The sequence below is a fragment of the Caproiciproducens sp. MSJ-32 genome (assembly GCF_018918055.1).
In the GTDB taxonomy this organism is placed as follows: Bacteria; Bacillota; Clostridia; order Clostridiales; family Clostridiaceae; genus Clostridium.
In genome coordinates, this window is sequence record NZ_JAHLPS010000044.1 from 1 (window position 1) to 14817 (window position 14817).

The following is a 14817-nucleotide window of genomic DNA, read 5'->3' on the forward strand; positions in this document are numbered from 1 at the left end:
GTGTTTTGTTTTTTGTAATTATATTTTAACACTAAAAAGGGATGATTTCTTTTTAATTTTTTTGAACAAAAAATCCTTTAATTTCAATGCCTTTCGGCATTACTTGCCGAATCCAAGTTAATATTATACAATCCTTTGGGACTTGTTCTGCAAACTTTGTATAGTAATTTCTTCCTGGCCTCGCTCCATCACAACCTCCTATTACAAAGAAGTGTCTTATATCACCATTTTTTACTGCAGATACTATTTTATCTGCATGACTTAAGGTAGCCTTATGAGCAAAACCCACCATTATTTCTTTTTCTTCTTCGTCTTCCTTAAATCCACCTAATTCAAGAGCTTTCTCTATTACAGGAGAAAAATCTTTATATCCATTTTCATCTCTTCCAATATGAATAACTCCGTCCCAGCCTACAACTCCAGTACTAAATATTCTATCTTTATAGCTTTCTCTTGGCTTCATTAAACAGTTTGTAGTCATAAGGATACATCCAGGTATATTATCAAATTCTTTTTGCTGATTTTGCCAAGCTGAACCATAGTTACCTACTAAGTGTTTATATTTCTTTAATTTCTCATAACCATGAGATGGAAGCATTTCTCCATGTGTATAAATGTTTATTCCTTTTCCGTCTGTTTGTTCTAATAACATTTCTAAATCTCTTAAATCATGGCCAGAAACTATAATAAATGGACCCTTCTTAATATTAACGTTTACATTGTGAGGTGTAGGATGACTATATCTAGTAGTATTAGCATCATCTAGAACCCTCATAACTTCCAATGCTATTTCTCCAGTTCTCAATGTCCATCGTATTAATTCTTCTACCCCAACATCATCATTAGTTATAGCTTCTAAAGCACGGAAATAAAATTGATCTACTTGATCGCTATAAAAATTTATAAATCTGGCTTGATGTCCATAAGCTGATATACCTTTTAAACCATATAAAATTGTATGTCTTAAAGATCTTATATCTGGATCAAGGTCTTTATCATACATCAATCCAGCTTTAACTGCATCTTCTAACATTTGCTGCTTGGTTGCACTTAAATTGTATTTTGCTTCTTCTGGATAATCTCCCTTTGGTGCTTTACTTCTTAATGCTTCCTTTATCTTTTGAGAATCTTTAAGAAGTTGTATATGTACTTCTACATCAAAATTAACATTAGTTAAAGTTGTAAAAAGTGAATTTTCTACAAACTCAACTATTGTTTTATCTATTAATTCTCCTTTATCAATTAAAGGCTTTGCATAGCAGGCTATCCCCTTTAATTGATATATTAATAAGTCTTGCAAATTAGCAACTTCGGGAGTTTTTCCACATACGCCCATTTTCGTGCAGCCTTTACCTCCCATCGTTTGTTCACATTGGTAACAAAACATTGCATTATCCATATTTTATCTCCTTTCTTTTTTCATGTATATTATTACCTGAGCAATAATGGTTTATTCATATCTATTTTCTTTATAAATAACTAAAATATGATATAAAAAAGGGACTATAAAAGTCCCTTAATAAAATTCTCTTATAATAATTCTCCATATCTTTTAATAAATAATCTTTTTAATACAGTTATTGAAATAAAATATAAAAATATTATTAAAAATAAATATATAAAATAGCTTGCAGGCATAGCTACCATATTTAATCTTTCACCAAAAACTGTATAAGGAATTATAGTCCCTATTGCTATCCCTAAAAATGTTAATATTGTAAGCTGCCATGAAGCCGTGCTTTGAATAAATGGTATTTTAGGTGTTCTAATTAAATGAATAACCATAGTTTGTGTCCATAAGGATTCAACAAACCATCCTGCATGGAAAAGTCCTATAAAACCTATCTGTTCAACTTCATTCAACATATGGAATGGTCCCCCAAATACAAATGGACAAATGATAAAGTACAATAATAAAAAAGTTATTATATCAAAAACTGAACTAATTGGTCCCATCCAAAACATAAATTTACTGATTGAACTTGCATCCCATTTACGTGGAAACTTAAGATATTTTTCATCAACATTATCCCAAGGAATTGCGATGCAAGAAATATCATAAATTAAATTTAACATTAATAATTGAAGCGGAAGCATTGGAATAAATGGCAAAAAAATACTCGCTATTAATACTGAAAATATATTTCCAAAATTTGAACTTGCTGTCATCTTTATATATTTAATTATATTAGCATAAATTTTTCTTCCTTCTATTATTCCCTCTTCTAATACCATTAAATCCTTTTCCAATAATATTATATCTGCAGATTCTTTTGCAATATCTACGGCTGTATCTACTGATATTCCTACATCAGCTTCAGTTATTGCAGCAGCATCATTTATTCCATCTCCCATAAAGCCTACAACATGTCCATTTTCTCTCAGAGCTGTTACAATTCTTGTTTTTTGATTTGGTGAAAGCTTAGCAAAGACATTGGAATTTTCAGCTGCTTTCTTTAATTCTTCATCAGACATTTCATCTATGTCTGTCCCCAATAATAAGTTATTTACCTTTATTCCTACTTGTTTGCAGACTGCTGTTGTAACAATATCATTATCTCCAGTTAATATTTTTACATTAACTCCATAATCTTTTAATGTTCTAATTACATCTTCTGCACTTTCCTTTGGCGGATCAAGGAATGCTAGAAATCCCATCAAAACCATATCTCTTTCATCTTTTTCTGAAAACTCCTTAACTTCCGAAGGATTATTTTTTTGAGCAACACCTAATATTCTCATTCCTTGTTTATTATAATAAGATACTCTCTCTAATAATTCCTTCTCAATTTCTTCTGTTATTTTCTTTATTTCTCCTTTATATTCAACAAAAGCACAAACTTCTAACATTTCTTCAATTGCGCCTTTTGTAATAAGTTGAGTTTTACCCCCTATACTTTCAACTACCACACTCATACGACGACGATTAAAATCAAAAGGAATTTCATCAAGTTTTTTATAATCTCTCCATAATTCAACCATATCTAATTCATTAACATAATTAATTATAGCCTTATCTATTAAATTTTTAAGCCCAGTTTGATAATAACTATTTAGAAAAGCATGACGTAAAACTCTAATATCTTCTTCCCCATGAATATTTAAATAGTATTCTAAAACTACTTTATCTTTAGTAATAGTACCAGTCTTATCAGCACAAAGTACATCCATTGCCCCAAAATTCTGAATTGCATTTAAGTCCTTAACTATTACTTTTTTCTTGGACATTGAAACTGCACCTTTTGCAAGATTAGCTGAAACTATCATTGGAAGCATTTCTGGAGTTAATCCAACAGCCACAGAAATTGCAAATAAGAAAGCTTCCATCCAATCACCTTTAGTAAATCCATTCATAAATAAAACTAGTGGTAGCATAATTAACATAATCTTAATTAATATCCAAGATACAGAATTTATCCCCTTTTCAAAGCTTGTCACTATTTTTTTCCCTGATAAATTCTTTACCATAGAACCAAAAATTGAATTATCACCAACTTCAATTACAATTGCAACAGCTGATCCACTAATTACATTAGTTCCCATAAAAGCTAAATTCTTTATCTCTAAGGGATTTTTACAATTATCATCAGATATCCAACTATACTTTTCTACAGGCTCACTTTCACCAGTTAATGAGGATTGGCTTACAAATAAATCCTTTGCTTTTAATATTCTAACATCAGCAGGTATCATATCCCCCGCTGCAATATGAATTATATCACCAACTACCAATTCATTTACCGGTATTTCTTTTAATTCTTCATTTTTACGCTTTACACTTATTGTTGTTCTAACAATTTTACTAAGATGCTCAGCAGCTTTATTAGACTTAGATTCTTGAATAAATCGTAGTCCCCCACTAACTAATATCATAGTTGTAACTATAATAACTGATGTAAAATCTTTTTGATCACTTTTAACTAAAGCTACATCAGTTACATAAGAAATTACAGCTAAAGCTAATAAAATTATAGAAAATGGATTAATAAAAGCATCAATAATTTTTTTTATTAAAGATTTACCCTTTTGATAACTAATCTCATTTTTCCCATATCTTTCCTTAATTTCTTCTATTTCATTTTCTTCATAACCTTCATAGCTTGTATTATATTTTCTTAATACTCCTTCTTCTGTTAATCTTGATACTAATAATAAATTATTAATATTACCTTTCTTCTTTACTTCTTCCTTTATAACTTTATTAAAAAATAACTTTCTCATGGCCGTACCTCCTTAATCTTAAAATTTGAAAAATACAAGATTAGGTAAAGGCATAGCCCCGAAAGAAGGAATGTTAAATATTAATTTTTAATCTAAAAGAGGAATGGATTTCCCCTTTTATCTAGAAAATTTCTATTTCCCTCCAAAGGGTCCATTGCCTTACTATTTCCCTCTTCCATTCCTCTTCACCTCCACAATAAAAATTAATAAAAAAACCTTACTGAAATACAGTAAGGTGAGTAAACTAATAAAATATTATATAAATTTAATGTAATAAAGCAAAATTATATTATCACTTCATCATCGTTCAAGCTTCAGCTCCATAAGGCGATGAAATTGCATTAGTCTACGCCTTGGTTTCGACATAAACTGCTAACCTTCTTATAGTGTCTCCACTATTTCGCGGCAGCAACCCTTATCCTCATGGTAACCTCACCTACCGAATTATTAACTTTTCTTTCTAGTTCATATTATCACATCTACATAAGCTTGTCAACTCTTCTTCAAATTAATAAATCATAATTTCTTAAAATATTTCCTATATTTTTTATCATTTAATAATATATTAAAAATTCTTATTAAAATTAAATAAAACCTACTATATTTTATAATATTTCTATCTTTAAAATAAGATTTATGTATATAATAACATTATAGATAATTCTGATCTTTCAAGGAGGTATTATGAATAAAAAAGATAAATTAAAACTAATCTCCTTTGCAGCAGGTGCATTAACTGCTAGTGCTTTAGCTTATATAGGGAACTACTTTTATAATTATGCAATAAATAAAAAAATTTCTGGGCCAAAAAATGAAATGAAAGCCGAAGCTTTAGACTTAAATGAAAATATAGATATTCCTCACGAAGTAATATTAGGGGATATGCACTGGCTTAAATATGAATCAAATTATGAAAATGTAACTATTAAATCCTTTGATAATTTAACATTACATGCTTATAAAATTCTAAATCCTTCTAAAACAGATAATTGGGTTATAACTATTCACGGATATAATTCTGATGGAGCGGAAATGACTAATTATGCAAAAAAATTTTATGAAGAAGGTTACAATGTTTTAATACCCGATTTAAGAGCCCATGGTCATAGTGAAGGAAATTATATAGGCATGGGATGGCATGATAGACTTGATATTATTAAATGGATAAATTTCATCATTAAAGAAAATTCAAATGCTAAAATAATTTTACACGGAGTATCAATGGGAGCAGCAACTGCATGTATGGTTTCTGGTGAAGAACTTCCATCAAATGTTAAAGTAATAATTGCTGACTGTGGTTATTCTTCTGTTTGGGAAGAATTTACTTACCAATTAAAGCAAAAGTTTAAGCTGCCAAACTTCCCTTTTCTGCATGCAGCTTCTGTTGTTACTAGAATTAGAGCTGGTTATAATCTAAAAAGAGCTTCTGTTATTAATCAAGTTGCAAAATCAAAAACTCCAATTTTATTTATTCATGGAGATAAAGATGATTTTGTTCCTTACGAAATGATGGATAAATTGTATAATGCAGCTAATTGTCCTAAAGAAAAGATTACTATACTAGGTGCTGATCATGCAAAATGCGTTATTCAAGATCCAGATACTTATTGGAATTCAATAAATAACTTTATTGCAAAATACTCATAAAATCTTCCCGGTGCAAAAATAAAATCGAAGATAAATAAACAACCTTAATTTATACAAACAGGAGATTTACTTTTCGTTAGCAAAATTGATAAAGATGATGTTTCATCTTTAACTCCAGAAGTTGAAAATTGGATATTATCATAATAAAACAAATAAATGAAAACACAATAGGGACTGTCAAATACAGTCCCTTTAATTAATTACAGCTTTCTATAAATTTCTTAAATATACTATAATGCTCATCATATTTTGTATATAATAATTCTGGATGCCATTGAACTCCTAAAATAAATTTTTTCCCTTCCATATAAACACTCTCAATTAATCCATCTTCTGATATTGCAGCTTCTTTTAAAGAAGGTGCTAAAGTTTTTATTCCTTGATGATGTATACTATTAACTCCTAAAAACTCTTTATTATTTATTATTTCTCCCAATAAAGAATTTTTAATAATTTTAACCTTATGGCTCTCATTAAAAGTATTTTTCTTATCCAAGTGGTAACTATCTCTTCCATTATTTTTGTCAAATTTTATATCTTGATATAAAGAGCCTCCTAATATAGCATTTAATAGTTGAAATCCTCTGCAAACAGCAAGTAAAGGCTTTTCCTTTTCTATCACACTTTTTAAAGCTATTATTTCCATGCAATCTCTATCTTTATATGGAACTTCACAATATTCTTTTTTCTCCTCATTATATAATTTAGGATCTATATCCTGACCTCCTGTAAATAAAAAGCCATCAAATTTATTAACCAAATTTTCAATATCCTTTATATTTTTTATAATAGGCACAATAAAGGGTATTCCCCCAGCATCCCTAACCGCCTCTGCATAATAAAATATTTTATCGTTGGCTGGACTTTCATAACTAGAAAGTGAAAATACCCCTATTATTGGTTTATTCATTTTTCTCTCTCCTTTCTACATATTTTTTTCTTTTGTACATTAATATCTATTATATGATAAATCTACATAATTTGTTTTAAGAATATCATATAAAAAAGAACCTAGTATTTTACTAAGTTCATTTAATCAATAACATGTCTTTTTATTACTTGGATTGCAACACAGCCTGGTCCTCCTTGAGTAATAAAGGCTGGGCTTAAAATTCTTGTAACTATATCTGCATTTTTTATCTTATTTAATAAAATTTCCTTTGCTTCCTTTGCTAAATTTTCACTAAATCCATGAGTAATATATATTTTATAGCTGTCATCAACCTTCAATTCATGTAAATAATCACAAATTTTAGCCATGGCCTTTTTAAAAGATCTTGTTGTAGCAAACTTTTCTAAAGTTGTCCCATCCTTAGAAAGAGATAAAACAGGTACTAATTTAATAGCACTACCAATCTTTCCTACTATAGGTGATAACCTTCCTCCCCTTACCAAGAAATCAAAATCATTAGGAATTAAAAAAGATTTAGATGACTCAATAAGTTCTTTTATATCTTTTATTATTCTCTCCTTTGTATACCCTTTTTCTTCTGGATATCTTTGATAAAGTTCCAAAACCTTTCCTATAGAAGGTTGTGAAGACTTAGGAACATGTCCTTCATTTATTAGATCAATTACTTGTTTAGAATCTATATCTTCAAATTCTGTATAAGTTTTATTATTTATAGTTACTTGCAAAGGTGCTATATCTATGTTATTAGCTTGTTCCTCTTTGATTGAGTACAAAGTCGAAGAATCAGAAAGAATTTTTATCATTATTATATCCTCATCCGTATTTTTTATTAGTTTTTTATAAATATGTTCGTTCTCAGATTACCATGATATATAATAAGTGTCAACATATTTATAAACATTTCATCAGCTTTTGATAGTGTATACTATTTATTTAAAAAGGCTGCTAAAAATTTAGCAGCCAAATATGTCCTAAACTAGGCTTTCTCCATTAGTTTCAATTACTTTTTTATACCAATAAAAGCTTTTCTTTTTATATCTCTCTAAGCTACCAGTTCCATCATCATGCCTGTCAACATATATAAAACCATATCTTTTTTTAAGTTCTGCAGTTGTAAAGCTGACTAAATCTATACATCCCCAAGTTGTATATCCTATAATCTCAACACCATCTTCTATTGCTTCTCTTACTTGAATTAAATGATCATTTAAATACTTAATTCTATAATCATCATTTACCGTTTTATTTCCATTTTCATCAGTTATTAATTCATCAACTGCCCCAAGGCCATTTTCAACAATAAATAACGGCTTTTCATATCTATCATATAAGGTATTAAGTAGATATCTTAATCCCTCAGGATCTATTTGCCATCCCCATTCTGAAGCCTCTAAATAAGGGTTTGGAACACCTGCTATTATGTTGCCTTCTCCTTCTACCTTACTTATATCTGCTGTTGCACAGCTGCTCATATAATAACTAAAGGATATAAAATCTACAGTATTCTTCAATATTTCTTCATCTTCAGGAGTTATATCTAAACTAATATTATTTTCTTTAAAGAATCTATTCATATATCTTGGGTACTTTCCTCTTGCATGGACATCAGCAAAAAATAAGCTTTCCCTATCATTTTCTAATGCTTTTAAAACATCCTTTGGATTGGGAGTTAATGGATAGATTGGGGTTCCAAGTATCATACATCCAATTTTAAAATCTGAATTTATTTCATGTCCTATTTTAACAGCAAGGGCACTTGCAACTAGCTCGTGATGCATTGCTTGATAAAGATCTTGAAGGCTTAATTCTTCCTTAGGCGTCCATATGGCTGCACTAGAGTAAGGAGCCCTTAAGGCTGAATTTATTTCATTGAAAGTTAACCAATACTTTACTCTATCCTTGTATCTAGTAAATACGGTTTTTACATATTTCTCAAAAAAACCAATCAACTTTCTGTTAGTCCAACCATTATAATTTTTAGCTAATGCAAGAGGCGTTTCATAATGAGATAAAGTTATCAAAGGCTCTATTCCATACTTCTCTAATTCATCTAAAAGATTATCATAGAATTTTAAGCCCTTTTCATTTGCTTCCTTATCATCTCCATTTGAAAATATTCTAGACCAAGCTATTGAAAATCTAAACACTTTAAATCCCATTTCTGCAAATAATTTTATATCTTCTTTATATCTATGATAAAAATCAATTCCAATTAACTTCATATTATCTTCTGTCGGTTCATCAGTAATAGATCCATATATGCCTTTAGGAGCTAAATCTTGAATTGAAAGCCCCTTACCATCCTCATTATAAGCCCCTTCACACTGGTTTGCAGCTACTGCTCCTCCCCATAAAAATCCTTCTGGAAATCTTTTTCCCATAATATTTCCTCCTTATATTACTAAAACTGTTACTATAAATTTTACTTTAATTTAATTATATAGTGTTATTTTTTAATATATTTTCTAATTTTGAAAAGGACTTATAAAAAACAAAGAGCGCAGCTGCGCTCCTTATTAAGGGGAATAATTTATGAAATCATCATATTCCACTAGAAGATATATGAGGATTCCTATCCTTTTAGTATTTATAATTTTAACTTATTGTTATTAATTTGACAATACTATTTATAAATTTTTTGTCTTTTTTTGTAGTTTTATAGAATAAAAGAGAAGCTGCAAATAAGCAGCTCCTTATACAAGCAAAATATAAATAATTAATGGAATTGTCACTATAGATAATATCGTTGTTATAAATACTCCAACAGCAGCTTTATCTTCATTTTTGCTATATTGATTTACCATTATCATAATAGATGGTCCTGTTGGCAAGGCAACAGATAAAGTTAAATAAGCTATAATTAAATTATTATCAATAATAAGCTTAGATAAAAAATACATAATAAATGGCAATACTAATAATTTAATAATAGAAATAATATATATTTTAAAATCTATAAATATATCTTTTATATTTATAGAAGCTAAAAAAGAACCTATTAATAACATTGATAATGGTATAGTCGTTTCCCCTATCAAGCCAAAAATTCTATTAAATATTTCTGGAACTCTTATTTCTAATAGGAAAATTAAAAGTGATATTAAAGCCGCTATTACGCATGGATTTACAGCTGATTTAATATCAAATTTAATATTTTCTTTACCCTTTTGAGTTATATAAATTCCATAGGAAAATAAAACTACATTAAATGGTATATGCAAAATTGAAAATGGAAAAATCGAAGAATTTCCATACAAGGCACTTAAAACTGGATAACCTATAAATCCAGTGTTGGCAATAATTATCATAAGCTGATAAATTCCACTGTTTTCACCCTTCATTTGGAATACAGTAACAATTAATCTTCCAAACACAATTAAAAATAGATATAATCCAATTCCCAATAGCAATATAGTTATTATTTCCTTCCTGCTTATTGAAGGACTTTGTCCAAGAGCAGAATTAATAATAAGGGCTGGTGTTGTTATCTTTAATATTAATTCTGAAAGTTTATTGTTTGTATTTTTGTCTAGAATCTTTAATTTATTTATAAAATATCCGAGCAAAATCATACTAAATAAGACTATCATTATTGTAAATATTTCAACAATATTCATAACATTCTTCCTTTAATTGCTATATTATTATCTTATTTAGTAATCATTTTTTTGCTTATATTTTTTATTATTTACTTATATTAATAATAAAGATATTATAACAGGAATAGTAATGATTGATAATATTGTAGTAATAAAAACTCCTGATGAGGCTGATTTAATATTTTTATTATACTGATTTGCAAACATTACTATCATTGAAGCTGTCGGTAATGCTGCTGATACGGTTAAAAATCCAACTATTGTCTCATCCTTAAAAATTAAATTAGCAAGAAAGTATATAATAAAAGGCATTACTATTAGTTTTATTGCAGATAAAATATAAATCTTTGAATCACTAAAAACATCCTTTAATGGTATTAAAGCTAAGGAGGACCCTATCAGCATCATTGATATTGGAACTGTAGCTCCCCCCACCAAACTAAAAGCCTCCTTAATAACTGCTTGAAACTTAAGATCAAATAAGAATATTATTAAGGCAATAACTGCAGATATAATACCTGGGTTTATTAAAATCTTCCAATCAATAGAGTTTTTATTTTGATCCTTTGATGAATTCGCATCTTTAGTTCTATCTTTTTGAAATTGATATACCCCATAGGAATAAATTAATATATTAAAGGGCATGTGTAATATAGAGAAAGAAAATATTGCGTTTTCTCCATAAATTGCACTTAAAATTGGATATCCCATAAAAGTTGCATTAACAAAAACGAGCATCAATTCATATATAGCACCATTTTCATTATTCAATCTAAATACCTTTATAATTAATTTAGAAATTATGATTAAAGTCAAATATAATATAACTCCAGCAAAAAGCATATTAAATATTTCTTTCTTATCACCTGTCTGCTCGCTATTTAAAACTGAGCTAATAATTAAGGCTGGGGAGGTTATTTTTAATACTAAATCTGATAATTTAGCATTGCTATTCTTATCTAAAATTCCCTTTTTATTTGCTACATATCCTACAATTATTACTATAAATAAAACTAGCATTGTTTCTATTAGTGCATCAATATTCATTAGTTTATCTCCTTTTCAAAAGCTATTCTTTTTACCTTTCCTTCTAAATAAATAACTCCACAATATTTAAAGTTATTTTTCTTTAGCAGTCTTTGCATTGATAGGTTATCTTCATGTGTATCAATCTTAATACTTTTTATAGCCCTTTCTTTGCAAATTTCTTCTATTCTTTTTAATATTATAGAAGCAATATTTTTACCTTTCATTTCTTCTGTTACGGCTATTCTATGTATTACTGCATATTCATTGTCAGTTAACCAGCTTCCTTCATAAATCTCATTATATGTTGCTTCTCCGTCAAAAGATAAAGCAACAGTTGCAATGACTTTATCATTATCCGTCAGAACATAACTATATCCATTTAATATATCTTTCCTAATAGCATCTTCATTTGGATATCCATTCTGCCACTGATCTATTTTCATTTCTTTAAAGTAATCTTGTGCTTCTTTAATTATTTTCATAATATCCTTAATATCTTTTTCCTTTGATTTCCTTAGCTTCATGATTATTTCCTTTCTAAAATTTTAATCACATTCATTTATTATACCTTAATCATAACTATATCTAAATATCTATTCTTAAATTCAATTAATTTTTATAAACTTTCTTCAAAGTAAATTTATACCATAATATACAAGTTATTGTATTATTTGAATAATTATATTATTATTGTGTTATAGCCATTATTAAGTCTTGGTGGGGTGCTTTATGAAACGTATTGAAAAAATATATAATTATATGATAAAAAATTCTAAAAACCTTACAAAAGAAGACATTCTGTCCAATAAAGGATTTACAGCCCTTCAAATTGGTGAAGAATTAAATTTATTAAGAAATAATGTATCAAAAGAACTTAATATCCTATGTAAAAATAATAAAGTAATAAAAATAAAAAGCAAACCTGTAATTTACTATCCTAGAGAATTTTTTGAAAAAACCCTAAGCATAAAATTAAAAGATGATATTAGTGAAATATATAATATTCAAGCCTTACTCAATAAAAAAGAAAAAATTGAAGCTAAATCTCCCTTTAACTATTTAATTGGGCATAATAGAAGTTTAAAAAATCAAATTGAACAAGCTAAAGCTGCTTTAATGTACCCGCCTAATGGTCTACATACATTAATAATCGGAAGTACTGGTGTAGGAAAAAGCTTATTTGCTAACATTATGTATCAATATGCAAAATATAAAAATAAACTTTCTCAGGATGCACCTTTTATTGTTTTCAACTGTGCTGATTACTCAAACAATCCTCAACTTCTTTTATCACATATTTTTGGACATGTTAAAGGCTCCTTTACTGGAGCAGATAATAATACAGAAGGAATTATACAAAAAGCTGATGGTGGAATATTATTTTTGGATGAAATTCATAGACTTCCACCTGAAGGACAAGAGATGATTTTTTACTTTATGGATACTGGAAGCTACAATAAACTTGGAGAAACAGGTAGGGGCCATAAAGCAAAAGTTTTATTAATTGGTGCAACAACTGAAGATCCAAATTCTGCATTATTAAATACTTTTATGAGAAGAATTCCAGTTATTGTAAAAATTCCTGACTTTAACGAAAGAACTCTTGAAGATCAAATAGAATTAGTAGAATTTCTATTTAGGCAGGAAGCTCAAAGGATTAATAAACCAATAAAAATATCTTCAGAAGCAGTAAAAGCCTTTATAGGAAGTACTAGTTATGGAAATGCTGGACAATTAAAGTCAAATATACAATTAGCTTGTGCAAAAGGATTTTTAAATACTCTAAATAGCGGAGATATAATAAATATAAACCTAGATATACTCCCTTCTAATATAAAAAAAGGAATTGTCTCTTTTAGCAATAATAAAAATAATAAAAATAGTATTTGGAGCTTAATTCCAAATACCATTACAATAGATCCTAATAATTATTTACCTTTTGAATATATGTCTTTTGAAAATGACAGCTATGAGCCACCCTTCAATATATATGATACTATTGAGAAAAGAGCTGGCGAATTAAAAAATAAAGGCATGACTGATGAAGATATAAAGTCCTATATTGCTTCAGATATAAATAATGACTTAAATAAATTTTATAATAATTTGAAAAAAAATAAAAATATTAAAGAAGGATTGCTAAAAATTGTTGATAAGGATATTGTAGAATTTTCCGAGGAAATTAAAATTCTTGTAGAGGAAAGACTTAATAAACCATTAAATGAACGTTTCATATATGCTACAAGCCTTCACCTCAGTTCCTTATTTAAGCGATTAAAAAGTAAAACTGATAGACTAAATTCCTATATTGAAATACCCATATCTACTAATAGTAAGGAGTATAAAATAGCTAAAGAAATTCATTACCTAATAGAAAAAAGATTTAATTTAACTATACCTAAGATAGAAGTAGAATATTTAGCTCTTATTTTAACCTCAATACAAGATTCCTCCGTTCAAAAAAGAGTTGGAATTGTAGTTGCTGCCCACGGAGATAGTACCGCAACAAGTATGGTAAACGTAGCTAAAAAGCTATTTGAAGTAGATAATATTTTAGCTGTGGATATGCCCCTTGAAAAAAAACCTTTTGATATTCTTGAAGAAGTAATTTCTAAAGTTAAACAAGTAGACGAAGGTAAAGGGGTACTACTCTTAGTTGATATGGGATCATTAAATAGTTTCGGAGATGTCATTACTGAAAGAACCGATATAATAACAAGAAGCATTGATATGGTATCTACTCCATTAGTTTTAGAAGCAGCTAGAAAATGCTCCTTATATGACACTGATTTAATTTCAGTTCATTCATATTTGTTAAAAGATTTTAGAGGATATACAACTAGCAGGGAAGAGGATAATTATATAAATGATGGTGTTATAGTAACAATTTGTTCTAGCGGTAAGGGGACTGCTATTAAACTAAAAGAATTAGTTGATAATATAATAAATACAATGCCTGATTATAACATAACAGTTATTCCTATTGGAGTTAAAGATATTAATAAATCTATAAATGAAATATTAAAATCAAATAAAATTATAGCTATTATAGGTATTGTGAATCCAAACTTAGGATTTCCTTTTATATCTATAGAAGATCTAATAAATGGAACTGGAGAAGCAAAACTTAAAAATATTATAAAAGGCAAAAATATATCCTATACAGATAAAAATAATATTATAGCTTTGGAAACTCTTTGTAAACAAAGCTTAAGGGAACTTATCACTTTCCTTAATCCAGAAAAAATATATCCACTCTTAAAAAATTTTATAGATTTTATAGAAAACTCTCTTGATATTGAACTTGAATTCGGCAAGTAAATTTTAAAAAAGTTTCTACTTGCCATTTTTGTTTTCTTTATGAATAAATTTACATTTATTATGATATTTTATACCGTTAGGTCTTTT

At 28.1% G+C, this 14817-nt stretch carries 9 protein-coding genes, 1 pseudogene and 1 riboswitch; of the genes and pseudogenes, 2 read left to right on the forward strand and 8 right to left on the reverse strand.

Annotated features, from left to right (window positions below):
* Nucleotides 1-115 precede the first annotated feature (115 nt).
* Together hcp and mgtA are read right to left on the reverse strand one after the other, a co-directional pair.
* Nucleotides 116-1399: pseudogene (gene hcp, locus KQI16_RS05525) on the reverse strand (hydroxylamine reductase); the annotation flags it as partial.
* A 131-nt stretch (nucleotides 1400-1530) separates the two neighbouring features.
* Complete coding sequence (gene mgtA / locus KQI16_RS05530; protein ID WP_216432700.1) at nucleotides 1531-4221, reverse strand: magnesium-translocating P-type ATPase; 2691 nt, start codon at nucleotides 4219-4221, stop codon at nucleotides 1531-1533.
* 289 nt (nucleotides 4222-4510) lie between these two features.
* Nucleotides 4511-4672: riboswitch (M-box (ykoK) riboswitch) on the reverse strand.
* A gap of 233 nt (nucleotides 4673-4905) precedes the next feature.
* Between mgtA and KQI16_RS05535 the strand changes: the two genes are divergently transcribed.
* A complete protein-coding gene (locus tag KQI16_RS05535; protein ID WP_216432701.1) occupies nucleotides 4906-5868 on the forward strand; it encodes an alpha/beta hydrolase in 963 nt (320 codons plus the stop codon).
* A 196-nt stretch (nucleotides 5869-6064) separates the two neighbouring features.
* Here the strand turns inward: KQI16_RS05535 and KQI16_RS05540 are convergent, their stop codons facing one another.
* From KQI16_RS05540 to KQI16_RS05565, 6 genes are all read right to left on the reverse strand, one after another.
* Complete coding sequence (locus tag KQI16_RS05540; RefSeq protein WP_216432702.1) at nucleotides 6065-6778, reverse strand: gamma-glutamyl-gamma-aminobutyrate hydrolase family protein; 714 nt, start codon at nucleotides 6776-6778, stop codon at nucleotides 6065-6067.
* 122 nt (nucleotides 6779-6900) lie between these two features.
* Entirely contained in the window at nucleotides 6901-7584 is a 684-nt protein-coding gene (locus KQI16_RS05545) for a DegV family protein (RefSeq protein ID WP_216432703.1), read from the reverse strand.
* 168 nt (nucleotides 7585-7752) lie between these two features.
* Nucleotides 7753-9162, reverse strand: coding sequence for a glycoside hydrolase family 1 protein (locus KQI16_RS05550; RefSeq protein WP_216432704.1), 1410 nt, complete (start codon nucleotides 9160-9162; stop codon nucleotides 7753-7755).
* A 312-nt stretch (nucleotides 9163-9474) separates the two neighbouring features.
* Complete coding sequence (locus KQI16_RS05555) at nucleotides 9475-10398, reverse strand: AEC family transporter (protein WP_216432705.1); 924 nt, start codon at nucleotides 10396-10398, stop codon at nucleotides 9475-9477.
* Nucleotides 10399-10473: 75 nt separating this feature from the next.
* Nucleotides 10474-11427 (reverse strand): AEC family transporter, encoded by a 954-nt coding sequence (locus tag KQI16_RS05560; protein WP_216432706.1) that lies wholly within the window; start codon nucleotides 11425-11427, stop codon nucleotides 10474-10476.
* A complete protein-coding gene (locus tag KQI16_RS05565; RefSeq protein WP_216432707.1) occupies nucleotides 11427-11933 on the reverse strand; it encodes a GNAT family N-acetyltransferase in 507 nt (168 codons plus the stop codon). Before KQI16_RS05565 ends, KQI16_RS05560 begins: the two co-directional genes overlap by 1 nt.
* 205 nt (nucleotides 11934-12138) lie before the next feature.
* Between KQI16_RS05565 and KQI16_RS05570 the strand changes: the two genes are divergently transcribed.
* Nucleotides 12139-14730: a sigma-54-dependent transcriptional regulator gene (locus KQI16_RS05570; protein ID WP_216432708.1), complete on the forward strand. Its 2592-nt coding sequence runs from the start codon at nucleotides 12139-12141 to the stop codon at nucleotides 14728-14730.
* The last annotated feature ends 87 nt before the right edge of the window (nucleotides 14731-14817 follow it).